Below are 26773 nucleotides of genomic sequence, written 5' to 3'. Positions count from 1 at the left end.
GTGCAGTCACTCAGTAGCATCGAGAAAATGATGATTTCTCAATCCTGCGTGAGTGCCCACACAGATTGTCTGACAAATTGTTAAAGAGCAGCCCGCTTGGGCTTGACTTCGTTGCCGAAGCAGGAGGCGTATATTACGCTGTTCTCCGTGGTCGTCAAGGCCGTTTTTCAACTTTCCGTTCGACCGTCTAGGTTTTAACCAGCCGGGCCGAAACCCCTTTGGTGACGCCGCTTAGCCTCTCAAAGAGTGGCTCGCTGTGCCCCGTCGACAGGGAGCGCATTATAGGGCGAAGTTTCCCGGCCGCAACCCTAAATTTGTCCCACCGCCTTTGATTGCACAATTATCATACAGATCCCCTTTTGGCGCTGGCTTTTACATCAATAGCGGGATGCTCTTTCACCAGATTATGTTTTTGGGTTGATATATGAATCTTCCCAATGGTCGACATAACGCACCGCAAAGCACCTTTGTTACCTTTATTACGGAAACTGCCGAACCGCGACTGATGCTTATAGCGGCGCACTTATTCATGGCACTTATCCTTAACCCGCTTCCCAAGCTCGTACCCCGCCGCTGTTTTACCCTTGAGCATACCGCAACGCTTAAGACGGACAAAAAACGGCCAAACAGACCGTTTGGATGGCTAAATGTCTGAATGTCCATTGACGGGTGTCGATTACTCTTCATACACTGCCCCTCAGCCAATAAAGATAATCATAAGGCAGCCGTTTTTAGATGATCTCCCTTAAAGCCATTCACAAGACCTTCTTCCAGGGTAAGCGAAGGATCCCCGCACTTCACCCCACCGACCTTGATGTTCCCGCCGGGAGTATCTTTGGCATCATCGGCAGCTCCGGTGCCGGCAAAAGTACCCTGATCCGCTGCGTCAACCTGCTGGAGCATCCCGATGGGGGCTCAGTCTCTATCGATGGCATTGACCTAACCGCGCTGGATGAGCGTCAGTTGCGCCAGCAACGTCGGCAGATCGCCATGATCTTTCAGCACTTTAACCTGCTTAACTCCAGGACCGTGTTTGACAATATCGCCCTCTCCCTGGAACTGGCCGGGACAGACCGGGCTCGCATCCAATCCCGGGTCACGGATCTGCTGGCGCTGGTCGGGCTGGAAGATAAGGCAAACAGCTACCCCGCCAATCTCAGCGGTGGACAGAAGCAGCGCGTTGCCATCGCCCGTGCGCTGGCGAACGAACCCAAGGTGCTCCTCTGTGACGAGGCCACCTCCGCCCTGGACCCGGAAACCACTAAATCAATCCTGGCGCTGCTCAAGGAGATCAATCAGCGTCTGGGTTTGACCATCCTGCTCATCACCCACGAGATGGAAGTGGTTAAACAGATCTGCGACCGGGTTGCCATCATCGATCAGGGCCGACTTATCGAACAGGGTGAAGTGGGGCCTTTCTTTGCCGGTGCGAAGACGGAGCTCGCCCGCCGCTTCATCCGCTCCACCCTCCACCTGTCGATCCCGGAAAGCTACCAGGCGGCACTGAGCGATCAGCCCGGTGAGGGACGGGTTCCGCTGATTCGGCTCAGTTTCCACGGTGACAGTGTGGACGCCCCGGTGATCACCCAGGCCGCCAAACAGTTTGGGATCGACATCAGCATCTTGAGTGCCCAGATGGAGTATGTGGGCGGGACCAAGTTTGGCCTGATGCTGGCCGAGTTAATGGGGGCGGAAGACGCCGTTGAACGGACCACTCACTACCTGACGCAACACAACATCGACGTGGAGGTTCTCGGCTATGTCCAGTGATCTGATCCCGCTCCTTTGGGGTGCCACCCTGCAGACTTTACAGATGGTATTCCTCTCCGGATTTATCGCCGCCCTCGCCGGGATCCCACTGGGCGTGATCCTGCACCTGACCAAGCGGGGGCAGCTACTCTCCCACCCCATGCTAAATCGGGTACTGGGAACCGTGGTCAATGCCGGGCGGTCAGTCCCTTTCATTATCCTTCTTGTGGCGATCATCCCCTTTACCCGCCTGGTGGTCGGAACCAGCATCGGCACCCTGGCGGCGGTGGTTCCGCTGACCATCGGGGCGATCCCCTTTATCGCCCGACTCATTGAAAGTGCCCTGATGGAGGTACCCGCAGGCCTGGTTGAAGCCGCCCAGGCGATGGGGGCCAGCCCAGCACAGATCATCCAGAAGGTGCTGCTGCCCGAGGCGCTTCCCGGGATCATCAACAGCGTTACTATCACCCTGGTGACCCTGGTCAGTTACTCCGCCATGGCCGGTGCCGTGGGCGGCGGTGGGCTCGGGGATGTCGGCATTCGCTACGGGTACTACCGCTTTGAACTGGATGTCATGCTCGCGACCATCGTCATCCTGCTGCTGCTGGTGCAGATCCTGCAAACTGCCGGTGATGCCCTGGTGCGCCGCATCGACCACAGATAACTCGATAACCCAGAACAACAAAGAGAGACTAAGAATGAACCCATTTCGTTTACTGATCGCCGGGGCCGCCGCATTGGCCCTCACCGCCTGCGGAAGCAACGACGACGCCACACTGAAGCTGGGCGCCATGGCAGGACCGGAAGCCCAGGTGGCCGAAGTCGCCGCCAAACTGGCCAAAGCACAATTTGATCTGGACGTGACCATCGTTCCCTTCACCGATTACGTCACCCCGAACGCAGCGCTGAACGATGGCAGCATCGACATAAACGCTTTCCAGCACCGACCCTACCTAGAGGGCCAGGTTAAGGCACGGGGCTATGGCCTGGTGGCGGTCGCCAACACCTTCGTCTATCCCATCGCCGCCTATTCCCAGAGCATCAAGAGCCTAGAAGCGTTGCCCCAGGGCGCCAAGGTGGCACTGCCCAACGACCCCACTAACCTGGGCCGCTCCCTGATGTTGCTGGAGCAGCAGGGCCTGCTGAGCCTGAAACCGGGCATCGGCATCGAAGCCACTCCCCGAGACATCGTCGAGAACCCCAAGGCGCTGCAGATCCTGGAGCTTGAGGCGGCACAGTTGCCCCGAGCACTGCAGGATGTCAGCTTCGCCGTGATCAACAACACCTTCGCTGGCCAGGCAGGGCTGACCCTCGAGGAGCACGGCCTGTTCGTGGAAGATAAGGAGAGCCCTTACGTCAACCTCATCGTGGCGCGTAACAGCAACCAGGATGACCCCCGCATCGCCCAGTTCATCGAAGCGTACCAATCGGACGCCGTGTACGAGGAGGCGCTGAAGCTCTTCAACGGCAATATCGTCAAAGGCTGGTAAGCCGTTAACGACAAAAAGGAGGCTGCGGCCTCCTTTTTTGATCCTGTCTCATTGGATCCTGTCTCAGCGCTTTCGACGCGGGCCGAAGCTGATGAAGATGTTGGCGGTCAGCCGACCCGTGGCGGGGTTAGCATCGATGTCACTCTTCTCGTCGACCTGGATGGAGTGGAGCAGATTGCCGGGGTAGATTGCCAGACGGTTCTGGCGGTAACCGATGCGGTGGTAGCAGTGGTAATCCTGGTTACTCTCCACCAGGTAGGCGCCCGGTCCGCTCATCAGGCGATCCATCGCCGGTTGCGCCGCCGCGAAGTACGCTTCGGCCCGTTGTGGCGAGATCCGCTCAAAACCGGTGGCGCGATGGCGAAACAGTGCCGTTGCCCCGTGCGGCCCCGGATTGAGGTAGTGAAGCAGCGCGAAGTAGTAGGGCTCCGGGGTATCGAAATGGGGCAACCGCTGGAGCGGCACCAAACTCTCCGCGGGGGTGCTGACCAGCGAGAAACTGAACCCCCTGGGCTGCAGCACCAGCTCGTCGGGCACACCATAATGACGCCGGATAAGTGGCACCGCGCGGGTGACAATATCGATGACATAGGAGGGGGGAAGCGGTGCACGAACGCCCGGATAGAACGCCCCTTCCGCGGCCTGAAAGCCCCCCTGTTCAACGGCAACGCGCTGCAGGGGAGCCACCGACTCCGCCGCCTCGTCCACCACCAGCACCGGTGTTCGCTCTTCACCCACATGATGCAGTTCGGGCTGCCATCGGTGGCTGAGGGCCACTACGCGCCGCTTGGGATCCATGACGTCCACCACCGCCCCCTACACCTCAGTGCGGGATTGGCAGTAGTGGCGGATAAAGTCCAGGTGCGGGGGGAACGCCTCCACCTTACGAGTTACCTGACCCTTGATGTTCCCAAGGAATCCTTCCAGCTCACTCTCCTCCATCATGTCCACGATGGGGTGGTAGCTCTTGGGCAGGATCCCCTGCCCCATCATTACCTGGATCCAGGAGCTCTCCCCAAACAGCTCATTGCCATGCTTGTAAACCTTGGCCGCCTCGGAGAACATCTCGATGCGATGGGCCAGGGAAGCGGGCACCGCCATGGTACGGCAATGGTTCCAGAAGGGGCTGTCACTGCGTTCGGTCACCTTATAGTGCAGCACGATAAAGTCGCGGATGTTCTCCATCTCCTCCAGGGTCTGGGTGTTGAACTCCTCGATGTCCGCAGCTACCAGCCCCTCCCGAGGGAAGAGTTGGAGCAAACGCACGATGCTGCGCTGAATAAGGTGGATGCTGGTGGACTCCAACGGCTCAAGGAAGCCGCTGGAAAGGCCGATGGCCACACAGTTTTTGTTCCAGTGCTGACGGCGCGTGCCGGTACGGAACTCGATCACCCGGGGCTGCGTCAACATCTCCCCCTCGATGTTCTCTGTCAGAACCCGCTTCGCCTCCTCCTCGCTCCAGTACTTACTGCAGTAAACGATGCCGTTGCCGGTGCGGTTTTGCAGCGGGATCCGCCACTGCCAACCGGCAGCGTGGGCGATGGAGCGGGTATAGGGGGGCGGCGCCCCAACGGAGGTGGTCTGAACCGCAATGGCGCGGTCACAGGGCAACCAGTGGCTCCAGTCGTCGTAACCGGTGTTGAGCGTCTGCTCGATCAACAAAGCACGGAACCCGGTACAGTCAATAAAGAGATCGCCCTCGATGCGCTCCCCGTTATCCAGCTTCAGGGCCTGGATATGGCCGCTGTCACTGGCCTGCTCCACCTCGAGGATCTTCCCCTCGATACGGCGGGCACCGAAGCCCTCGGCAAAACGGCGCAGGAAACCGGCGTAGAGGGTGGCATCCATATGGTATGCGTGGTTGAGATCCTGGTTGGGAAGTACCGCAAATCGGCCGGCCCGACCCGCCAGGTGCTCAGTGCAGTAGTCGCCAATGTCGGAAACCATGCCTTTCTGCTTGCCCTTCAGCCAGAAGTGCTGAAAGCCGCAGGCCCAGCAATCCTTGCCCAGAAAGCCGAAGGAGTGCAAATAGTCCTGCTCCTTATCGCGCCAGTTTTCAAACTGGATCCCCAGTTTGAAGGTCGCGTTGGTGGCCGCCATCACCTCCGGCTCCTTCAGACCCAGCAGGCGATGGAAAATGTGCAGCGTCGGGATGGTGGCCTCCCCCACGCCGACGGTGCCGATCTGGTCGGACTCGACCAGTACCAGGTCTATCCGCTTGCCCATCAGCTTCGACAGGGCGGCGGCGGTCATCCAACCGGCGGTACCGCCACCGGCGATCACAACTCGGGTCTTCTTGGCTTCCATGGCAGGATCTCCCTTACCGGACGGCTTCGGTCCGGTTTATCGTTTTAGTTTGTTGGTCAAATCCGCCCGAAGTTTGCGGGCGTTGAGTTCATCCAGGGGGGTGGTCAGCATGCCCCGGGCCCCTTCCGGCAGGTGAGCAAGGTCACCCTCGTCGTGATCAAACACATAGTGTTCAAACAGTGCTTTCCAGGCCATCCGCTGAGCCTTGGGCAGGGAGCGCAGCGCCAAGATCCCGTGCAGCAGCGCATTGTTGGGGCGCCCCAGGTAAGCGGGGGTATCGCGCCACCAGTGGGTCAGCAGGACATTGAACTGCGTCTCGCTGCGCACATGGTGCCACCACATGCTGGGCAGGTAGAGCACATCCCCCGGCGCCAGCTCTGCGGTAAGTGCTGCCGCCTGGGCCTGTGCAAACTTGGGAAAGCGCGCCAGATCCGGGGCGTCCATATCCACCAGGCTGATCGGTTGTCCCCCTGGCGCCAACTCCATCGGCCCGATATAGAGATTCCCCACCTGCTCCGGTGGAAACAGGGTAAAGGTACGCCGCCCCACCAGGTTACAGGCCAGGTTATGGGGGAAATCGAAATGCGCGGCAATCCGAACCTGGTTTCCCAGCCAGAGGTGGGCCATGGGCCGCACCCGCTGCAGGGGCAGTCGGTGTTGGGCCGACAAACCGGGGAAGTAGTGATCCAGGTCGGTGGAGCCTACATAGACGCCCGCCGCCTCCGGCTTACCCTGCTGCTCGAACAGGGTCTGGAGCACCTTGCCAAGGGGCAACTTGCCGGCCTGGTAGTTAAAGCCGTCCATCGCCTCGTTGTAAAACACCCGCCCTTTTTGCTCCGGCGGCAGGTAGTAGGCGATGACCGGGTCGCCTCGGTAACCCTCCAGCAGGGCCTGCGCCGCCACATCATCGGAGCCCAGTCCCGCCTTGACCAGAGGCCAGTCCCGGCACAGCCCGCGGATCACCAGCGGGGTCTCCCGCCCCTGGATCAGGGGCTCGAGTTCCGCCATTGAGCCCAGGGTCACCGAGGGCACTGGGGTGTGGGCTGACATCACGCGGCGCTCTCAGTTTGGCGGGCGTTGACCACGGCCATCATCTCCCGAACACGGGACTGGGAGGCCAGGGCCATGTAGATCGCCTGCAGGTGGCCACGTTGGTGCAGCGCTTCCAGCGCCGTTGCCGGCAACTCCGCCAGGCGCGACTCATTGATGGCATAAAAGCCGATCATCTGGTGGCGATCCCCGTTATCCAGGCCTACCTCCAGCGTCATGGGCTCCAGCAGCTCCTGGGCCAGCAGGCTTTCGATGAAGGTTTCACTGTCAGCCAGTCCCTCGTGGATCACCTCCAGCATCTCGGCCACCTCGTCAAGGAAAGGAGTGTTACCACCATAGGGTTGAAACAGCGGCTCGCCCTCAGTTTGGCTGACCCGGGGATGATCCAGGTCGATATGAACCACCCTTTGGTGCACTGACATGCCGTCCTCCTGCACCGTTTGCTGGCCGATGAGGAAGGGCTGCCGACGCAGCGTCAGGGGGATGTAGGAGCTGGTCCACCCCTGCTCGGTCAGGAACAGGTTGTCATCCCGTCGGAAACCGAACAGGGCCACCGGGTGAAACTGTCCACTCACCGGGTCCTTGTAGAAAAAGATGGGGTAATGGGCCTGGATGGCGCGAAACTCCTGGGGGAAGGTCGGTGTAAACCAGAGGTTATCCCCCAAATCGGCACCTGGCCGGGTGATGACCCGCAGGTCCTTATGCTCAATGCTGTTTAGCAATACGTGGTTGCCCATCTCCCTCTCCCTCGTTGCTCTTATGGGTAATGATTCAAATCTTGTGAAAGCCGCCACCGCGCACCTGCGTCAGCAGGCTGCGGTTGGTAGGCAAAGTACGCGCCAGCGTCTGAGTCCGTTGTCGGTTCTCGTCAAACAGCGTCAAGGCCCATCGTTTCTGTGATGGTTTGAGCTGAGTGGCCATTTGGGTGTCGAAGCCCATGCCATACAACACGTACTGGTAACTGGCAGCGGGAAACAGCGGGCGCTTGTATTCAATGTCCGCCTCCCCCGGCGGCTGGTACCGCCACAACGCCAGCAGTTCATCAAGGCGTTCGGGGAGGGTCCGAGGGTCACGGTGATCCCGCCAGTAATCCGACAACTCCCTCTGGCTGACGACGTAGTGCAGCTTGAGAAACTCGATGATCTGCTGCCAATGCTGCTGGTGGCGACGGTTGACCCGCTGCGCCACGGTGGCCATGGTGCCCCGTGTTGGGGGAAGCTGCTCCGCCACCAGGGTGGCGGTGGCCTCGATCAGCGCCAGGGCTGATGCCTCCAGGGGCTCAATGAACCCCGCTGCCATGCCGATGGCGACACAGTTTTCCTCCCAACAGCGCGCCCGGTAACCGGGATCGAAGCCAATCTCACGGACCTCAAGATCATCGCGGCCCAGGTAACCTCGCAACTGCTCGTGGGCCTGGGCCGAACCACTGTGGGCGGAGGAGTAGACCACCCCGACCCCCCTTCGTGTGGGCAGGCCGATATCCCAGATCCAGCCCGATGCGTGGGCGGTGGATAGGGTACAGGAGGCGATGGGGGTATCCGCATGGTCATAGGGCAGTTGCACCGCCAGGGCCCGGTCATTGAACAGCACCGGCCGCTGGTCGATAAAAGGCACCTTGAGGTGCTCACCAATCAGCAGGGCGCGGATCCCACTGCAGTCGACAAAGAGATCCCCACTGACGACGCCCTGGTTACGGGTGTGCACCGCGGCGATCCCGCCCAAATTATCGGGCTGAACGCCCTCCACATGGTCACAGAGGTACTCGACCCCCAGATGCTCGGTGCAGTGAGCTTTAAGAAGCTCACCAAACTTACCCGCATCCAGGTGGTATCCGTAGTTAACATGAAACCGATACTCGGGGGTGCCCTGCGTCTTCGGGGCCAAGCCCAACGCGGCCATGCGGCCTTGTGCGCAGACCGCATCCGCAAAACTGACCTGCTCCCGGTAGGGCAGCCAGTGCTGGGCAATATCAAACTCCGGCTGGCCCGCCGGCAGGGTAAAGGGGTGAATGTAAGCATCATCGGAGTGAGACTCGCTGCGCCAGTTGCGAAACAGTGAACCCTGCTTAAAACTGGCATCGCAACGCAGCAGAAACTGTGCCTCGCTGATCCCCAGGGTTTCCAGGGTCCGGCGCATGGAGGGCCAGGTGCCCTCCCCGACGCCGATGGTGGCCACATCGGGGGACTCAATCAGGGTGATACGCAACTTAGGTCGCGCCGCCCGCTGTCCCTCATCCACGTTGTGGTGAGCGGCGATCAAACCCGCGGTGAGCCATCCTGCGGCACCACCCCCGACGATCACGATACGTTCGACCTTGTCATCCATACTGGTTGTCATCACACCCCACTCCTTGGTGCCGACCCTGCCCTGCATCACCGTTCACGGTCCCCTCCCAACGGAAAAAGAAACCGCTTACATTTTGAAAAATCACCTTACTACAGGGGTCAGTTGAGGCCAATCGCTTTCACCTTAATGGCCATAAAAAAGGAGGCAACACCCTGTGCTGCCTCCTTTCCAAATGTCCCGACTCACCCGCTATTAGAAGGTATAGCGGGCACCCAGGCTGTAACGTGCACCGAGCTGGGTGTAGTTAAGCACCTGGTTCCAGGCACGCCCGTGAATCCGCTGCTTCTCATCGGTGATGTTCAGCCCCTCCAGGAACACCGTCAGCCCTTTGGCCATCGGGATGTCGTAGCTGACGCTGAAATCCACCTGATAGTACTCCTCGGTATACTGAGGGTTACCGCCGGTACCCTGACCGGTAGAGCTGAGGAACTCGTCCCGCCAGTTGTAGGCGATACGCGCCTGAACACCGTAGTTCTCATAGAAGGCGACCAGGTTCGCGGTGTCGCTGATCCCGATGATCACCTCCTGGGGCGCATCCCCTTCACGGCCGAGGTTGGCGTTGTCGTAATCCTCACCAGCATCCACCAGGGTGTAGTTGGCCTGCAACCCGAAGCCGGTGTCCCAGAACAGGTGCTGGATCGCAAACTCCCAACCGTCGAAGCCGATCTCGTTGCTGGTGTTAACCGGCCGGTTGATGAGGAAATCCATCAAAGGATCATCCGGACCACCGAGGATCTCGACGTTGCCGTTGGCCGGGTTCACCGTCACCAGCGGGCTGGGGTTCGCTGAGTCCGGGCCGTAGTTGGCCAGGATCCAGTCACGCTGCTCAGGCGCGGTAGACGCACCGGCGGCGATCGCCTCCTGTACCAACAAGCCAAAGGCCGGGTTGGTGATGGGCGCGACAGTTTCCGTAAACGGCGTGTTATCGATGAAGTTGGTCACGTCCTTGCGGAAGTAGCCCACGGAGAGATAGCTGGCCTCGTCGTAGTACCACTCGGCGGAGAGATCGTAGTTATCGGACTCCAGAGGCAGCAGCCCCGGGTTACCACCACCGCCACTGCCGCCACCGCGGTTGGCCAGGCTACCCAGCACAGTACCGCCCTGGATGGAGACGTAATCCGGTCGACCAATGGTTTGGCTGTAGGCGGCACGCAGGTAGACGTCGTCCACCGCTTCAATGTTGAAATTAAAGTTCGGCAGCCAATAATCGTAGCTCCCCTTCCCGGTTTCAAACTTGCTGCCCGATTCGTTGAGGACGATTTCGGTTTCGGCGATCCAGGTGGCGGAGTCATAGTCCACGACCTTGGCGGTAGAGGTGACATCGGTATCTTCGTAACGCAATCCGATGTGAACATCGTAGGGCCGATTGCCCACCTCCCCTTCGTAGTTGTACTGGAAGTACGCGGAGAAGGACTCCTCCAGGGTGTAGCGGTCGGTGTCAAAATTGGTGGTGGGGCAGAAACCGTTGCCGCAATCGCCCACCACGCTGGAGCCGTAGTTTTCGGCCGCGTAGTTACGCACCGCGGCGAAGTCCCAGAAGTAGATGGTGTTCAGCGGCGTGGTATCGGCGCTGCCCTCGTACTGGGAGAAATCCCCTTTCGACCCATCAAACTGATCGATCACCGTGCCTTCCGGGAACCAGGCGGGATCCAGGTCCCCCGGGCCGCCCACACCGCCCCAGTCGTTACGCTGAACGTTGGAGGACTGGGTACGGTTGTCCACGTCGTTCATCGCCAGACCGAAGTCAATGCTGCCGCCGTTATCAAACACGAACTCCCCGAACAACTGGGTCTGCTCAATCTCGGAGCGGTTCTTATTGAAGCTGAACACCGATCCGGTCACCCGCATGTCGGTGGGGTCCAGCGGGTTATCGGTGCCGACCGCCAGCACCGGGATCTCTCCGGTGAAGTCGGTGGCGGCGCTGTTACGGATAAAGGCGGCGGTGCTCAGCGTGTTGCTGCTGCCCCACTGGCTGTTCGGCGTCTCCTCGGCGAAGGAGTTGTGGTAATCCAGACGCAGCCTCAGTCGATCGTTCACTTCCCAACTGAGGTTAATGCCCAGGGAGCCACTCTCATCACGGGTGGCATAGTCGCCGGCGCCCATGGAAAGGTCCGCGCCACCATCGGGATAGACCTCGGAGTAGATCAGGGGTGAGGAGACCGGGCCATCGCTCCAGGTGTTTTCACTGGGAACGAAGGTAAACCACGCGGAGACATCGTTGAACTGGGTATCCACGTCGTTGCGCACGTAGGTGTAATCCACGGTGGCGCGGAAGCTGTCAATGGGCTCGTACTGAAGCACCAACTGGCCATTGGTCCGCTTGCGCTGCTGCTCTTCGAAACGGTAGATGGTGGTCTGAGGAACGCTGTAGACATCCTCGTCACCCGGGCGGTTTATCTGGTTATCGTCCTTCGGCACCCCGCCCCATTCGGCGTTGGAGCCACTCCAGTCCTGGTCAACTACGCCGGGGAAACTGCGCCATCCGGTGCCCACCTGGGCCTGCTGACTGCCGCTCTCCCGCTCCTGGTAGCTGGCGGAAACCAGTACACCCACCTTGTCATCGGCAAAGGTTTGGGAGTAGAGGGCGGACAGCTCCGGCGTGATGTCGTTGTCGAGGCTGGACTCATCTTCCACCCCTTTGACACCAAAGGTCGCTTTCAGGCCCGGCGAGTTGAGGGGACGGTGGGTCAGGATATTGATGGTCGAGCCGATCCCGCCGGTGGAGTTTTTCGCCTGGCTGGTCTTCTCGACGATAACGGCACTCACCGCCTCTGAGGCGATGTTGGCGAAATCGAAGGAGCGCGATCCTGTGGTCACCGGCATCTGGCGATTGTTCAGCATCACCAGGTTGTAGTCCGGGCCAAAGCCCCGCACGGTAACACGGCTGCCCTCACCATTGACCCGGTCGATGGAGACACCGGTGATCCGCTGCATCGATTCCGCCAGGTTACTGTCCGGGAACTTACCGATATCCTCGGCGTTGATCACGTCAACGACGCCATCGGCACCCGCTTTCATATCCATCGCCTTGAGCAGGCTGGAGCGGATCCCACGAACCTCGATCACCTCCACCTTTTCATCATTAGCGCCGCCCTCTTCGGCTGCATGGGCCGGTATGACCGTGGCTGCGCCCAGGGCCAGCGACAAACTGGTGGCCAGCTTTGTCCTTTTAAACGTTATCGAACTCATCCCTTTCCCCTTTCGAGTCAATATCTAGGTACAACGTTTTGTTTTTACATTGGTTTTAAACGATGTCTTGCTAGCACTCGTCACTCGTCGGCTCACCAAAGCCAAAATGAAAGCGCTTACATTTTTGCAAGATAGGTGACTTGAACTCCCATGTCAACGTTGCGTTAACATTTGAGCAATTTTGTGATACCAGATCTAACCATATGATTTACATGGATAGAGTTAGTAGGGGTAATCGTCCTGAGGGTAGAAAGGTGAGTGTCGTAACAACCGCGTTACGTTTTCAGCGCGACAGCCCGTCAACTCAATCACGGGCTTGGGCGGAGTCCCGGACAATCAGCTCGGGCATGAACTTACCGGTGACACTCGTACCCGTTTTTTCATAAACATGCTGTAGCACCCAGAGTGCTGCCATCTTGCCCATCTTGTCGATGGGGTTACTGATGGTGGAGAGCTTCGGCGAGATGTAGGCGGGAAACGGCACGTTATCGTAGCCCATTACAGAGAGATCCTCTGGCACCCTCAGTCCCGCTTCCAGGGCAGCGGCAATAGCCCCGGAAGCCATGCTGTCGTTGGCGCAGATTAGGGCGGAAAACGCCCGACCTAAGCGGAGAAAATACTCCATCCCCGCCCGACCACTGCCCTCGTGAAAGTCCCCCTCGAAAAACAGCTCGGGATCGAAAGGCAATCCCGCCTCCTCCAGGGCACGCTGGTGTCCCTTAATGCGCTGCTGAACATCCAGCTTGTAGAGCGGGCCGGAAAGGTAAGCGGTTTTTTGATGCCCGAGGGAGAGGATATGTCGTGTCGACAGGTACCCTCCCCGTTCGTTATCCAGGTAGATGCAGCGATCGTCAATGCCGGTAACATAACGGTTGATCAGCACGATGGGGGTCTGGCCCTGGCAAAGCTCGACGAGGTAGGCGTCGGGCACCGCTTCCACATCCAGGATGAGCGCATCACAGCCCCGGTTCAGCAGAAACTGCACCCCCTCCTTCTCCTGCTCCTCGTCCCCATGCCCGGCAGCGATAATCACGTGCTTACCGGCACCACGAAGCACGTTCTCGATCTCCGCCATCATGGGGCCGTAGAAAGGGCCCTCCAGTTGGGAAACCAGCACACCAACACTGTCGGAACGATTGGATGCCAGGGAGCGGGCGATGGCGTTGGGGCGATAATCCAGCGCCTCCATCGCCGCGAGGACTTTACGCCGGGTCTTATCGCTGACCCGCGCGTTGTTGTTGACGACTCTTGAGACCGTGGCGAGGGATACGCCGGCCATGACCGAAACATCGTAGATGGTCGCCATATCCGCTTTACACTCCGTTAAAAATGAGAATTATCCGCAGTTTACCTTGCGCTATTGCGCCAGGCCATTGAGCTTTAACTCCATTTTCTCCACCGTGCGGTTGTCCAGGGTATACCAGCGCATCACGCCGGCCACCAGCAGTGACCCGATCGCCGGGTAGAGGGTGAAGGAGATGAGGATCCCGTGAAGGGCGGTATCGGTTTGTGTGGTGTCCGCCTGGTAACCGTAGCCCGCCAGCAGCCAACCTGCCGTCGCGCCCCCCACCGCCAGGCCCAGCTTGATAAAGAAGATGACCGAGGAGTAGACCAACCCGGTGACGCGCACCCCGGTCTTGTATTGGCCGTAATCAACCGTATCCGCCATCTTGGCCCAAAGCAGGGGGGTTGCCATGTTGAACAGGCCGCACCAGAGCATGTAGGCGCCAAAAGCCAACAGGGGCTGGTCCGGTCCTATCCAGTAAGCCGCCGCACACACGACCGCCGCCGCCAGCTGAAGCCAGATATAGGCCTTGACCTTGCAGACCCGCTTTGCCAGGGGCTGGGCACAGAGACAACCGATAATGTTCGCCACCATCCCCAGGGTGATGAAGAGGGTGATGCTCTGAGGGGCACCGAGGTAGTATTTCACGTAGTAGATCGCCAGGGTGTTCTTGAGCACATTGCCGGTCAGCAGGAACAGCGCCGCCAGGCAGAGGACACGCCACTGGTCATTGCGCCACAGGGACGCGAACAGGGTTTTCACCCCCTGCTGTTGCTGGGTCTTCGGTGGGTGAAGCCGCTCACGGGTGCCACGAAAACAGAGCAGAAACAGCCCGACCCCCAGGATACTCATGGCCAGCATCGTCAACTGATACCCCTTGGCCTGATCCCCCTGACCGAAGTAATCCACCAGGGGCAGAGTCAGGCTGGACACCAGCAGCCCGCCGAGCATGGCACAGACGAAACGGTAGGTTTGCACCGATACCCGCTCCTTGGGATCCTCCGTCAGTACCGCCCCCAGTGCACAGTAGGGGATATTGATGGCGGTGTAGGCCAGCATCAGCAGCATGTAGGTCAGGAAGGCGTAGGCCATCTTACCCTGCTCGGAGAGATCCGGCGTGGTGAAGGCCAAAACGCTGATGGCACCAAACGGCAGGGCGCACCAGAGCAGGTAGGGGCGAAACTTGCCCCAGCGGGTCTGGGTGCGATCCGTGATCCATCCCATCAGGGGGTCGGTGATCGCATCGATGACCCGTACCACCAGGAACATGGTGCCCACGAAGGCGGGGGAGATCCCGAAGATGTCCGTGTAAAAAAAGGTCAAAAACAGCATCACGGTCTGAAAGACAATGTTGCTCGCGGTGTCGCCCAAGCCATAGGCGATCTTTTCCCTGATCCCAACCATCTGTGTTTCCCTACTTTATCTTTCCTAGCTGCGCTCACTGCGGCTGCGGATGAAGTCTCGATAGGCGTGACCACTTGCCTTAATGGTGCGCTGCTGGCTTCCATAGTCGACGTAGACAAGGCCAAAGCGCTTGAGATAGCCCTCCGCCCACTCGAAGTTATCCATCAGACTCCAGGCGAAATAGCCACGGACATCGACACCCTGCTCGATGGCGGCATCCACCGCCTCAAGGTGTGCCTGATAATACCGGATCCGGTCAACATCTTGGACCCCGTTTGGCTGTAACTGGTCCGCTACGGCGATGCCATTCTCGGTGATGTAGATAGGCGGCAGCGGGTAGGTGCGGTTTAGGCTCACCAGAAGATCGGTCAGGGCTTGGGGATACACCTCCCAGCCCATGTCCGTGCGCTCCACATCCGGCAGCGTCACCGTCCGGAAGGGGTGATGGGGATCCGCCTCGTACACCTCACGGGTATAAAAATTGATGCCGATATAGTCCATCGGGTGGGTCAGGATCTCGGCATCGCCCGGTTCCATCACCGGGCGGTCGGCCTCATCCAGTGACGCAATGATCTCCGGGTAACGACCATCAAACAGTGGCTTGATGAACCACTGATTGAAATACTCATCGGCGTATCGGGCCGCGGCCCGATCCGCGTCGCTGTCGCTGTGCGGATAGCAGGGGGTGAAGTTGAGTACGATGCCGCAAAGCGCCTGCGGACAGTTGCGCTTGAGCACTGCCATCGCCAGGCCATGGGCCAACAAAAGATGGTGCGCGGCCTGGCGACCGAACGCGGGCTTGGCCAGACCCGGGGCATGGATCCCCACCTCGTAGCCGAGGTAGGCGCTGCAGAACGGTTCGTTCAGGGTGGCATAGGCGTAGACGCGATCCCCGAACAACCGGCTGGCCAGATCCGCGTAATCACGGAACCGGTAGGCGGTTTCCCGATTCAGCCACCCTCCCTCATCTTCCAGTGCCTGGGGCAGGTCCCAGTGGTAGAGGGTGACAAAGACCTTGATCCCGAGACGATTCAACTCGTCGAGCAACGAGAGATAGAACTCTGCCCCCTCTTCGTTAAGAGACCCGTCTGAATTCATCAACCTCCCCCAGGAAACGGAGAGGCGGTAGGCATCGACCCCAAGGTATTGGATCAGCTCAACGTCCTCCTGCCAGCGCTGCACGTGATCGCAGGCGACCTGCCCGTCTGAGCCATCCCGGATCTTCCCCTCGGTGGCGCAAAAAGTGTCCCAGATAGAGGGCTGGCGACGGTCCGCCGCCCCCTCGATCTGGAAAGAGGCGGTCGCTACACCGTAAAGAAACTCTGACTGACGCAGTCGGGAGTGGCCGGGAAGGGTCAGTTTCGCAGGATGGCTGGTCATTCTTTTCTCATTTTTGTTCACGGTGCCCCTTCGGGCTCACCGTCATTGGCATTGATTCGACACGCCATAACACCTCAGCTCATGGAGGCGGCTTTACGCCGCCGGCTTCCCGGTGCGCCGATGAAACTTCGGTTCTTTGTCCGATTACACGGTTGGCGTTGACACAAAAGCAACATTGCGGAAACAATGTAAGCGCTTACATGAGATTAGTGACTGTGCGTAGCAAGGTCAACAATGGATGGCGTCCATGTTGTTTCCTCCTGTTTATCCCGTCGCTACAGATAACCATGACCCTGGGAGAGCCATGATGGCCGATGCCTCCATCTCCACCGACCCGATATCCGCGGTGGACAACGACAACACCAGCAACACCCGGTTTGCGCTGATTGCGCTGACCTCCCTTTTCTTCATGTGGGGATTTCTCACCTGTCTCAATGACATCCTGATCCCCTACCTGAAGGCCCAGTTCTCCCTCAGTTACGCCCAGGCGATGCTGGTGCAGTTCTGCTTCTTCGGCGCCTACTTCCTGGTTTCCATCCCTGCCGGTGCCCTGGTAGGCCGGATCGGCTACCAGAAAGGGATCGTGGTGGGACTGATGATCGCCTGTCTCGGCTGTTTGCTGTTCTACCCCTCCGCCAGCTTTGCCTCCTACGGCATGTTCCTGACGGCGCTGTTCGTCCTCGCCGCCGGGATCACCACCCTCCAGGTTGCCGCAAACCCCTACGTCAGCGTGCTCGGCCCGGCGAAAACCGCCTCTTCCCGCCTGACGCTGACCCAAGCATTCAACTCTTTCGGTACCACAGTCGCGCCCCTGTTTGGCAGCTGGCTGATCCTGGCCGCTTCCCATGATCCATCATTGGAGCCCAGCGCCTCGGACGTCCAGGTGCCCTACCTGATCCTTGCCGGCGCGCTCTTTGCCCTGGCGCTGCTGTTTATGGTTCTGAAGCTGCCGCTTCTGGGCCTGAAGACACCCGCTGCCCTGGGGCAAAACCTGGGAGGCAGCGCCTGGCGCTATCCCCACCTGGTTCTCGGTGCTGTCGGGATCTTCCTCTACGTCGGCGCGGAGGTGGCCATCGGCAGCTTCCTGGTGAGCTTCCTGGCACAACCGGAGATCGGGGGCCTGAACCATGCCGAAGCGGCCAACTACATCGCCTACTACTTCGGTGGCGCCATGGTCGGCCGATTCATCGGTGCCGCCGTGATGCAGAAAGTGGCCGCTGGCCGAGCCCTGGCGTTCAACGCCTGCTGCGCAGTGGTCCTGGTTGGCATCGCCATCGTCAGCGCCGGTACGCTGGCAATGTGGGCCCTGTTGCTCGTAGGCCTTTGTAACTCCATTATGTTCCCCACCATCTTCAGCCTGGCGCTCCAGGATCTTAAGCAGCACACCAGCCAGGGCTCCGGGATCTTGTGCCTGGCGATCGTCGGCGGTGCGGTGATCCCGATGCTGGCCGGGTTCTTTGCGGACCAGTGGGGGCTACAGGCCGCCTTTGCCCTGCCGCTGGTCTGTTACCTCTACATCGCCTTTTATGGCACCCGGGGCTGTCATGCAGCGCGCCCCCAGGCTTAACATGCTCCCACTGAAGAGACAGTTAGCTTTCTTGTGGACAATCAATTAGGGATGAGTCGATGAGACACAACACCATTAACCGTACGGGTCCACTGGGCCCGCTGTTTATCCTGAGTACCCTCGGGTTCCTCACCGCCTGCACGGACGCAGCCTCCGCGGACAAGGCCTCCCCGGAGGCTCCCGCCGATACCGCCTTCTCCTCTGCCCATGGCTACGAGGTGGATGGGCAGCCGACCGACATCAAGATCTGGCCCAAGCTGACACTGCCCCACCAGGGCGATGCGGCCCTTGAGCAGCGGGTAGAGCAGCTTCTTGCCACCATGACGCTGGAGCAGAAGGTGGCCCAGATGATCCAACCTGAGATCCGGGATATCACCGTCGAGGATATGCGCCGGTACGGATTCGGTTCCTACCTTAACGGCGGCGGCTCCTACCCGCACAACAACAAGCACGCGACCCCCGAGGAGTGGATCAACCTCGCCGAAGCGATGTACCAGGCCTCCATGGATGACAGTCAGGATGGCATCGCCATTCCCACCATGTGGGGCACCGATGCGGTGCACGGTCACAACAACGTCATCGGCGCGACGCTCTTCCCCCATAACATCGGTCTGGGCGCCGCCCGAAACCCCGAGCTGATTGAAAAGATCGCCGCCGCAACCGCCCGAGAGGTGATGGCAACCGGCATCGATTGGGTTTTCGCCCCCACCGTTGCGGTCGCCCGGGATGACCGCTGGGGCCGTACCTACGAAAGTTATTCCGAGGATCCGGCCGTCGTGCGTGACTACTCCCGCGCCATCGTCGAGGGCCTGCAGGGCGCTGCCGATAAGGACTTCCTTTCCGAGCAACGTGTTATCGCCACCGTCAAGCACTTCCTGGGGGATGGCGGCACCGAAGGCGGTGACGACCAGGGCGATGCCCTGGCATCGGAGCGGGAACTGTTTGAGATCCACGGCCAGGGCTACGTCGGTGGCCTGGAGGCCGGTGCCCAGACCGTGATGGCCTCCTTCAACAGCTGGCACGGGGTGAAGAACCACGGTAACCCCTACCTGCTTACCGATGTGCTCAAGACCCGAATGGGCTTCGACGGCCTGGTGGTCGGTGACTGGAATGGCCACGGCCAGATCCCCGGCTGCAGCAACGAGTCCTGCCCCCAGGCGATCAACGCTGGCCTGGACATCTTCATGGTGCCCACCGATGCCTGGAAGCCGCTCTACCACAACACCATCGCCCAGGTCCGCGATGGGACGATCCCGCAAAGTCGCATCGACGATGCCGTTGCGCGGATCCTGCGGGTGAAATTCCGCGCCGGTCTCTTCGACAAGCCCAGCCCGGCAAACCGGCCTCTGTCCGGAAAAACCGCCCTCATCGGCCACCCTGACCACAGGGCTATCGCCCGAGAAGCCGTCAGGGAATCCCTGGTGCTGTTGAAAAATGACGGTAACCTGCTGCCATTGATGCCTGGCCAAACCCTCCTGATCGCTGGCGATGGTGCCGATAACATCGGCAAGCAGTCCGGTGGCTGGTCCATCACCTGGCAGGGTACGGGCAACCAGAACCACGAGTTCCCGGGTGCCACCTCCATCTACGCGGGTATTGCCGATACCGTCAAGAGCGCGGGCGGTCGTGCCGTGTTGAGCGCGGATGGCAGCTGGGACGAACCCACCCTGCCGGATGCTGCCATCGTGGTGTTCGGCGAGGACCCCTACGCAGAGGGGAATGGTGATCTGGACAACCTGGAGTACCAGCGGGGCAACAAGCGCGACCTGGCACTGCTCAACCGTCTGAAGGCCCAAGGGATACCTGTTATCTCCGTCTTCATCAGCGGCCGTCCGCTGTGGATCAACCCCGAGCTTAACGCCTCCGATGCCTTTGTGGCGGCCTGGCTGCCAGGTACCGAAGGCGCCGGCGTGGCGGATGTTCTCTTTCGCGATGCCGACGGCCAGGTTCGACATGACTTCACCGGCACCCTGCCCTTCTCCTGGCCCGCCAGCCCGCAACAGGCACGGGTCAACTTTCAGGATGCCGACGTGAAACCTCTACTGCCCTACGGCTTCGGCCTCAAGGCGGGCGAGCCCAGCACCCTGGCCGGTAACCTGTCGGAAGATAATGGTCTATCGCAACTCAAGGTCACCTCCCAGACCCTGTTTGCGCAGGCGGTCAAGGCACCCTGGCACATGATGATGGGCGCCCAGTTGGGGGAACAGCAAACTCAGCAAACGGTGAGCAGCAGCATCCAGAGCAACGACGTTGTCACCCTGAAATCCGCGGACAGGGACGTACAGGAGGATGTCCGCACTGTGGCTTTCAACGGCCAAGGGCGTGGCTGGGTGGGACTGCAGGGTAACTTCCCTGAGGATCTCCGTGCCTACCTTGAGGCGGACTCTGCCCTGAGCATCGAGTTGCACAGCGCCGACGCCATTGAATCACCGCTTTTCCTGACCATGGCCTGTGAAGGCCAGTGCCAGGGTAAGGTTGCCCTCCATGAGGCCCTCAACCGTCTGGAGCAGCAGTGGGGGACTGTCAGTGTCGATCTGCGCTGCTTCGCCCAGCAAGGAGTCAACTTCGCCAAGATCACCGCACCTGTTGCCCTCGAAACCGAGGCCAGGATGCAAATCGACTTTGGCAAGATCACTCTGGTACCCGGTGGGGCCGCTGAGGCAACACTGCGCTGCCCGGACGCCTGAACGGGCGTTCCCTATAACCAAGGAGGCCGAGGGCCTCCTTTTTTTAACCTTCTGTTTCTTAGAGCTTCTTTGTCCTTACTGGGCTTTTTTTCTCACGTCGTGGGGGGTATCTTGGGCAGGCACTCGACCAACCGATGGGAACCTCATGTCAACCGCCATAACCCTGATTATCCTGGCCCTGCTCGTGCTCTACGTGGTCAGCATCTACAACACCCTGGTGAGCCTAAAAAACCGTCATCAGAACGCCTTCGCTCAGATCGAGGTACAACTGAAGCGCCGCTACGATCTGATCCCCAACCTGGTGGAAACCGCCAAGGGCTACCTCAAACATGAGCGGGAGACCCTCGAGGCGGTGATCAGCGCCCGTAACCAGGCACTTGCGGGCCTTCAGGCCGCCAGCGCCGATCCCACCTCCGCCAGTGGCATCGCCCAGCTCGGCGGCGCCGAGTCCGCCCTGACCTCCGCCCTGGGGCGGCTGAACGTGGTAATGGAGGCTTACCCGGACCTCAAGGCCAATCAAAACATGATGCAGGTTTCCGAAGAGTTGACTACCACCGAGAATCGCGTCGCCTTTGCCAGGCAAGCTTTCAACGATGCCGTGACCGCCTATAACAGCTACAAGCAGAGTTTCCCGCCCGTGATCTTTGCCGGCGCTTTTGGCCATCGTCAGGACGCCAGCCTGCTGGAGTTCGACGACAGTCCCGCTATTCAGGCAGCTCCCAAAGTACAGTTCTGATCCATGGACTTCTTTGCCCAGCAGGACCAGGCACGGCGTCGCACCTGGCATCTTATTCTCCTGTTCATCCTGGCGGTGACCGCCATCGTCATCGTCATCAACGCCGTGGTGGCAAGCGTGTTGATGCCGGCGACGCCGCAAAGCCAGGCGGACCCTCTGAACGCCGTCATCGATGGGATGCTCTCCGACCGGGGAGCCGCCATCACCGCCGCGGTGGTGGCAGTGATCCTTCTGGTCAGCCTGTTCAAATGGGCGGCACTGCGTGGCGGAGGCAGCCGGATCGCCGAATCCTTGGGTGGCAGACGGATCCCGCCGAATACCGAAGACCCGGATGAAAAGCGACTGCGCAATGTGGTGGAGGAGATGGCCCTGGCCAGCGGCTTGCCGGTTCCCAGGGTTTATCTGCTGGATAACGAAGCCGGGATCAACGCCTTCGCCGCTGGCCACGGCCCGGCCGATGCGGTGATCGGGGTCACCCGGGGCTGTCTCGAACAGATGGATCGGGACCAGCTGCAGGGTGTCATAGCCCATGAGTTCAGCCATATCCTCAACGGTGACATGCGCCTGAACCTGCGCCTGATAGCGGTACTCGCCGGGATCCTGTTTCTTAGCCAGATCGGCGAGTTGGTGGTGCACGGCAGCCGCGGGCGCAGCAAAGAGTCCAATCAGGCCGCGATCATCGGTCTCGCACTGTTGCTGCTTGGCTGGATCGGCACCACCTTCGGCCGCATGATTCAGTCCGCCGTCAGCCGCCAGCGAGAGTATCTGGCGGACGCTTCGGCGGTACAGTACACCCGCAATCCGACAGGGATCGCCGAGGCACTCAAACTGATCGGTGCCCACCAAAGCGGTAGCCGGGTCGATCACCCCAAAGCCAGCGAAACCAGCCATCTCTTCTTCGGAGCCTACCGTCCACTGCGGGGCCTGTTTGCCACCCATCCCCCACTGGAGAAGCGGATCCGGGCGATCGAGCCCGGCTGGGACGGTCAATACGCCCCCACGGTCAACGCGATGCAGCGCCGCCTAGCACGGCGACAATCGCTGGAGGCGGCAGGCGGTGAGGGGAGGTCTCCCTCTCCGTCCGCATTGTCCGGCAGCGGCGCGTCGCACCCTCTCCAGGCCGCCGCACTGCTGGCAGCATTGCCAGACGCCCTTCAATCGGACAGTCACGAACCCGAAGGGGCACGGGAGCTGGCACTGGCACTGATGTGGCCCGATTCGGAGTCCCACTCGATCCCGGAACTGGCGCCGGCCGTGATGCAGGGGATCCTCAAGCGCCGGGATGCGGTTCGCACCCTCTCCAAATTGCAGCAGTTGCAGCTTCTGCAACTGTCGATGCCCGCACTCATGGAACTGTCCGAGCCGCAACGCAGGCTGTTGATGCAGCAGGTCGAGGCGTGCTGGTCCCATGGGGAGTCCAGGCTGCTGCGCTGGTGCTTCTGTCAGCTACTGCGTCACTACCTGCTGGAAACCGGCGGTCGCCCCGCTGGCCCTAAAGCCCATGAACGCGCCGCTACCCAACTGATGGCGCTGCTGGCCCAGGCCGACGGCGGTGGAGAGTCCTCCGCCGCCGAGCAGCCCCAAGAGGTTAAGAAAGCATTTTACCGGGGACTGAACAGCCTCGGGGCCTACAACTCTGACTGGCCGGAACGGCTCGACTGGGCCCAAGCCAGCGAGGCTGTGCCCCTCTTGCGCGCCAGCAAGCCCCTTTATAAGCAGCGTTTGATGCGTGCGTTTAAGCATTGTATTGAGCAGGACGGGCAGATCACCGAGTCAGAACAGGTGCTGACCCAGACCCTGGCCTGGATCCTCGACGCACCCCAAACCGAGTAGCAGCCCGGCATCATGTCGGGCTGGCGTTACTGGGCGAGGTGGTCATCCGGACCTGCCAGGCGACGGGCCGACATCTCCCCCTCGGCGTCCAACAGGTAATGGTATTCACAGTGCATAGCGCACTCGGGGCAACGTGCCCGGGCATTCACCACGCAGCGGTTATGGCTCAGGGAGACGATGCCACCATGAACCTGGGGTAGGCGGATCTCTCCGCCACAATAGTCACAGAGGGCACGAAACCCTTTAAATCGAGCGCCGTTTTCAAACTGGTGAGGTAACACTTCCATGAGAGGGGGCATCAGAATCCATTCTATCTGCTTGCGAGTTTCGGGATCCATAAGCCCTACCTGAGCCAACAAGAAGCAATGAATAGAGGTCAAAGGTTAGATGAAATCCCACGCACCGCCAGTGCGTCAGCGGCCTTTATTATCGTTCTGACTCCATCTTGGACTTCTCGGCAATTCAACACCTTCATAAGCCCGACACCGCCGTTGTATGATGCTCCGAGAGACATACAGACCAGGAGGATTTTTGAGTCCGACAAGCCCCATCACGCTGCGTGCCGGCGACAGCGAGATCATCGCCTGCCGATTTGGCGCCCACCTACTCAGCTGGCGCCATCGGGGCCAAGAGCAGCTCTGGTTAAGTTCCAATGCGGATCTCGGCGGTCAACACCCCATACGGGGCGGTGTCCCCCTCTGCTTTCCCTGGTTTGGTGGCGCGAAGGGGGGGCCCAGCCACGGCTTTGCCCGAACGTCACTCTGGGAACTCACAAGCAACGACGCCAGCTCGGGCCGGCTTCAGTTTGAACTCAGCGATAGCCCCCAAACCCGGGCGCTCTGGCCCCACCGGTTTCACGCAAGGATGGAGATCCAGTGTGATACCCAGGGGCTGCAGCTGGAACTGACCATTGAAAACCGGGACAACCGGCCATGGTCCTTCACCGGCGCCCTGCACAGCTACTTCGCCTGTGAAGATGTCACTCAGGTTTTACTGCCGGAACTGACCAGCCGGCCATTTCATGACAAGTTGTCGGGGCAAGAAGCCCATTTTGATGCGGGCGCACTGCCCATCCCCATCGATGCCGTGGTGCCGGGCCTCGACCGGGTGCAGCTCGACAACCGGATTATCCGTAACCAAGGCAATGATGCGACGGTGATCTGGAATCCCGGCCAACAGGGTGCTGCTGCGATGCCTGACATTACGCCGGGGCATTGGCGCCATTTCCTCTGTATTGAATCCGCCGTTGCCCGCTCCCCGGTCACCCTGGCACCCGGCCAGCGGCACCGTCTGGCCCAGCGGGTTTTGCCCGCTTCCCATGAGGGCGGGCACTGACCCTAGCCATTCACCGGGGCGAGGAGCGGCTCTGGGGCAGCAACCGGTTTCGCTGTTTTCTCCAAAAGCCGCGCCGCCGACAAAAATTTCACGCTGGGGGCATCGCTTTCCGGGCAAGTTGCTCCCTGAACATATCTCATTCAATAACAGTAAGTTATCCCGAAAAAGGGCACACAAGCTCTCACTAAAGAGGTCCAACCAACCAATAAACCCCTCGGGAAGATCGGCGACCGCTTTTCTTAACCGCTCTGCGGCGGTACCCTAACCAGCAATTAACGACAGCGAAATCAATGTATGAGCCAAGGAAGTCCCATCATTCATAAAACGCGAACTCAGCGAGTGGTGGAGGTGCTTCGAGACCGGATCCTCTCCGGTCAGATACCCGGCGGGACGCCGCTTCGACAGAGCAATCTGGCCGAGGAACTCAACGTCAGCCGGATCCCGATTCGGGAAGCCCTGCTGCAGCTGGAGGCGGAGGGTCTGGTCCGCTTTGAAGCCCATCGAGGTGCCACAGCGACCGAACTCTCCATGACGCAACTGGATGAGTTGTTCGAACTGCGTGTCCAGATTGAGCCGGGGCTTCTGGCCCGTTCGGTACCCAATCTGACGGCAGAGCAGTTACAGTGTGCCGAAGCGTACCTGCAGAGGCTTGAAAGTGCCTTTGATCGTCAGGACGGCATCAACCAATGGAGTGAGCTCAATGCCCTGTTCCATCTGAGCCTGTATGCCGGAGCCAGACGGCCCCATACGCTGGAGATTGTGAGGGCACTTAACACCAATGCGGACCGTTACATTCGGCTGCAACTGGTGGTGGGTGGCGGGATCCCCAGCGCCAAGGAGGAGCATCGAGCCCTGCTCGATCTCTGCTTTCAAGGGGACGCACAGCGCGCGGCCGATCTTTTGCACCACCATATTCTGGACGCGGCCCACAAGGCCAAGGCGTGTGTGGCGGCCCATGTGGGTCACCTGCCACACTCCGGGTCCCAATCAACAAGACAAAAACAAGATAACGCGTCCCAAACGCATCATCAGGAGCTTTAGATGCTATCAGCACAGATCACGGGTTGGGGGAAATGTTTACCCCCTGCGGTTCTGACCAACGACGACCTGACCCACCTCATGGACACCAGCGACGAGTGGATCCGCACTCGAACCGGGATCGGTGAGCGCCGTATCAGTCACGTCAGTACCTCAACGATGGCGACCGTCGCCGCGAAGCACGCGTTGGCCTGCGCCGGGTTGAGTGGTGAGGATATCGATATGATTATCCTGGCCAGCGCCACGCCCGATACCCTGGTGCCCAACATTGCCGCCACGGTTCAGGCGGAGATCGGCGCCAACTGCGCCGCCTTTGATATCAACGCCGCCTGTTCCGGCTTTCTCTATGCCCTGGGACTGGCCACCGCACAGATCCGCAGCGGCCAGAATCGTCGGGTCCTGATTATCGGTGCCGAGCGTCTCAGCTTCTACGTCAACTGGACCCTGAGAGATACCGCGGTGCTCTTCGGTGATGCTGCCGGCGCCGTGATCGTGGAAGCGGTGGAGCAGAGTGAGCCGACCGGTGTCCTGGCTTATGCCATGCACAACGATCCCTCCGGGCGTGAACACTTGAGAGTGCAAGGGTTTGGATCCGACTTAGACCGCCTGTCACCGGAAGCAACGGAGTTTTTCCTCGACTTCAATGGTCGGGAGATCTTCAAGCGTGCCATTGCCGGCATGGGCGCCCTGAGCCAGCAGGTGCTGGAACAGGCTGGCGTCAGCAAAGAGGAGGTGGATCTGGTGGTTCCCCATCAGGCCAACGTACGCATCATCGACACCCTGGTGGCCAAGATGGGTCTTCCGGCGGAGAAGGCCTTCGTCAATATCGAGCACCATGGCAACACTTCTGCTGCCACCATCCCGATGGCGTTGTGTGATGCCCTGGAACAGGGCCGGATCCACCCCGGCGACACCCTGCTCTCCTGTGCCTTTGGCGCCGGCCTGACCTCGGCCGCAGCGCTGATCAAGTGGGGGCCGCGCACCACGCCGCTGGGACACAGCGATGCAGAGCTTCCGCCCTGCGACAAGACCGGGCTGGAACTGGTCGCGGATGTCGCGGCGCACCAAAGGCGTAAGGCCGAGGGTAACTAAGCGCCCTTGAGGGTGCCCGCGAAAAACACTGCGGGTACCCAATGTCAGCTTGGTGGACGCCCACCAGGCTGGCATCCCTTTCCGGCTCTGTCCCCGCTTTGCCCGCGAATGGCAACGGAGTCTCAGCAAAGCCCGATGCCCTTCCCACCAGCACGCGGCGTTATCCCCCGAATACCGACGGCCATCCTCTTCGCCTTACTTGTTCCTGGCCTTAAAATCCCTGGCCTTACTCTTTCCAGCCTCAACCGAGGTAGCCGACGGCGCTGATGCCGGACGGCCATGCAT

20 protein-coding genes are annotated in these 26773 nt (G+C 60.3%); 10 read left to right on the top strand and 10 right to left on the bottom strand.

Going from position 1 to position 26773, the window contains the following annotated elements:
* The first annotated feature begins 735 nt into the window (after window positions 1-735).
* Genes metN through ABD997_RS06700 form a run of 3 tightly spaced genes read left to right on the top strand, consistent with a single transcriptional unit; the run spans window position 736 to window position 3239 of the window.
* Window positions 736-1770 (top strand): methionine ABC transporter ATP-binding protein MetN, encoded by a 1035-nt coding sequence (gene metN / locus ABD997_RS06710; protein ID WP_345316235.1) that lies wholly within the window; start codon window positions 736-738, stop codon window positions 1768-1770.
* Window positions 1760-2413 (top strand): methionine ABC transporter permease, encoded by a 654-nt coding sequence (locus tag ABD997_RS06705; RefSeq protein WP_345316234.1) that lies wholly within the window; start codon window positions 1760-1762, stop codon window positions 2411-2413. The genes metN and ABD997_RS06705 overlap by 11 nt, the downstream gene beginning before the upstream one ends.
* Window positions 2414-2447: 34 nt before the next feature.
* The gene (locus ABD997_RS06700) at window positions 2448-3239 is read left to right on the top strand and encodes a MetQ/NlpA family lipoprotein (protein WP_345316233.1); all 792 of its coding nucleotides are present in this window, start codon (window positions 2448-2450) and stop codon (window positions 3237-3239) included.
* 63 nt (window positions 3240-3302) lie between these two features.
* Here ABD997_RS06700 and ABD997_RS06695 read toward each other — a convergent pair whose 3' ends face one another.
* The 9 genes from ABD997_RS06695 to ABD997_RS06655 all read right to left on the bottom strand — a co-directional run bounded on the left by ABD997_RS06695 (window position 3303) and on the right by ABD997_RS06655 (window position 16200).
* Window positions 3303-4037 carry a DUF6445 family protein gene (locus ABD997_RS06695; protein WP_345316246.1) on the bottom strand — a complete coding sequence of 245 codons (735 nt, stop codon included), beginning with the start codon at window positions 4035-4037 and terminating at the stop codon, window positions 3303-3305.
* Between the two features lie 18 nt (window positions 4038-4055).
* Window positions 4056-5546 (bottom strand): tryptophan halogenase family protein, encoded by a 1491-nt coding sequence (locus tag ABD997_RS06690; protein ID WP_345316232.1) that lies wholly within the window; start codon window positions 5544-5546, stop codon window positions 4056-4058.
* Between the two features lie 36 nt (window positions 5547-5582).
* Window positions 5583-6596, bottom strand: a complete 1014-nt coding sequence (locus tag ABD997_RS06685) for a cupin-like domain-containing protein (protein WP_345316245.1) — start codon at window positions 6594-6596, stop codon at window positions 5583-5585.
* Entirely contained in the window at window positions 6596-7333 is a 738-nt protein-coding gene (locus ABD997_RS06680) for a SapC family protein (RefSeq protein WP_345316231.1), read from the bottom strand. The genes ABD997_RS06685 and ABD997_RS06680 overlap by 1 nt, the downstream gene beginning before the upstream one ends.
* Window positions 7334-7367: 34 nt before the next feature.
* Complete coding sequence (locus tag ABD997_RS06675; RefSeq protein WP_345316230.1) at window positions 7368-8933, bottom strand: tryptophan halogenase family protein; 1566 nt, start codon at window positions 8931-8933, stop codon at window positions 7368-7370.
* A gap of 201 nt (window positions 8934-9134) precedes the next feature.
* Window positions 9135-12131, bottom strand: coding sequence for a TonB-dependent receptor (locus ABD997_RS06670; protein ID WP_345316229.1), 2997 nt, complete (start codon window positions 12129-12131; stop codon window positions 9135-9137).
* 304 nt (window positions 12132-12435) lie between these two features.
* Window positions 12436-13437: a LacI family DNA-binding transcriptional regulator gene (locus ABD997_RS06665; RefSeq protein WP_345316228.1), complete on the bottom strand. Its 1002-nt coding sequence runs from the start codon at window positions 13435-13437 to the stop codon at window positions 12436-12438.
* A gap of 51 nt (window positions 13438-13488) precedes the next feature.
* Window positions 13489-14820 (bottom strand): glycoside-pentoside-hexuronide (GPH):cation symporter, encoded by a 1332-nt coding sequence (locus ABD997_RS06660; protein ID WP_345316227.1) that lies wholly within the window; start codon window positions 14818-14820, stop codon window positions 13489-13491.
* 24 nt (window positions 14821-14844) lie between these two features.
* Window positions 14845-16200 (bottom strand): GH1 family beta-glucosidase, encoded by a 1356-nt coding sequence (locus ABD997_RS06655; RefSeq protein WP_345316226.1) that lies wholly within the window; start codon window positions 16198-16200, stop codon window positions 14845-14847.
* A gap of 307 nt (window positions 16201-16507) precedes the next feature.
* Here ABD997_RS06655 and ABD997_RS06650 point away from each other — a divergent pair, with 307 nt between their 5' ends.
* The 4 genes from ABD997_RS06650 (at window position 16508) to ABD997_RS06635 (ending at window position 23023) form a co-directional block, all read left to right on the top strand.
* Window positions 16508-17767, top strand: coding sequence for a sugar MFS transporter (locus tag ABD997_RS06650; protein ID WP_425557058.1), 1260 nt, complete (start codon window positions 16508-16510; stop codon window positions 17765-17767).
* A gap of 59 nt (window positions 17768-17826) precedes the next feature.
* Window positions 17827-20454 (top strand): glycoside hydrolase family 3 protein, encoded by a 2628-nt coding sequence (locus ABD997_RS06645; RefSeq protein ID WP_345316225.1) that lies wholly within the window; start codon window positions 17827-17829, stop codon window positions 20452-20454.
* Window positions 20455-20599: 145 nt separating this feature from the next.
* Window positions 20600-21190, top strand: coding sequence for a LemA family protein (locus tag ABD997_RS06640; protein ID WP_345316224.1), 591 nt, complete (start codon window positions 20600-20602; stop codon window positions 21188-21190).
* A 3-nt stretch (window positions 21191-21193) separates the two neighbouring features.
* On the top strand, window positions 21194-23023 hold the full coding sequence (locus tag ABD997_RS06635; protein WP_345316223.1) for a M48 family metallopeptidase: 1830 nt from the start codon (window positions 21194-21196) through the stop codon (window positions 23021-23023).
* 26 nt (window positions 23024-23049) lie between these two features.
* Here ABD997_RS06635 and ABD997_RS06630 read toward each other — a convergent pair whose 3' ends face one another.
* On the bottom strand, window positions 23050-23322 hold the full coding sequence (locus ABD997_RS06630) for a hypothetical protein (protein ID WP_345316222.1): 273 nt from the start codon (window positions 23320-23322) through the stop codon (window positions 23050-23052).
* A 232-nt stretch (window positions 23323-23554) separates the two neighbouring features.
* On the opposite strand from ABD997_RS06630, the gene ABD997_RS06625 reads away from it, so the two are divergent.
* The 3 genes from ABD997_RS06625 to ABD997_RS06615 all read left to right on the top strand — a co-directional run bounded on the left by ABD997_RS06625 (window position 23555) and on the right by ABD997_RS06615 (window position 26488).
* Window positions 23555-24358, top strand: a complete 804-nt coding sequence (locus ABD997_RS06625) for a D-hexose-6-phosphate mutarotase (RefSeq protein WP_345316221.1) — start codon at window positions 23555-23557, stop codon at window positions 24356-24358.
* A gap of 294 nt (window positions 24359-24652) precedes the next feature.
* The gene (locus tag ABD997_RS06620; protein WP_345316220.1) at window positions 24653-25399 is read left to right on the top strand and encodes a GntR family transcriptional regulator; all 747 of its coding nucleotides are present in this window, start codon (window positions 24653-24655) and stop codon (window positions 25397-25399) included.
* Window positions 25400-26488 carry a ketoacyl-ACP synthase III gene (locus ABD997_RS06615; protein WP_345316219.1) on the top strand — a complete coding sequence of 363 codons (1089 nt, stop codon included), beginning with the start codon at window positions 25400-25402 and terminating at the stop codon, window positions 26486-26488.
* Window positions 26489-26773 lie beyond the last annotated feature (285 nt).

Origin of the sequence: Ferrimonas gelatinilytica (genome assembly GCF_039544205.1) — a bacterium.
In the GTDB taxonomy this organism is placed as follows: domain Bacteria; phylum Pseudomonadota; class Gammaproteobacteria; order Enterobacterales; family Shewanellaceae; genus Ferrimonas; species Ferrimonas gelatinilytica.
This window is presented reverse-complemented; position numbering and strand designations above follow the sequence as displayed.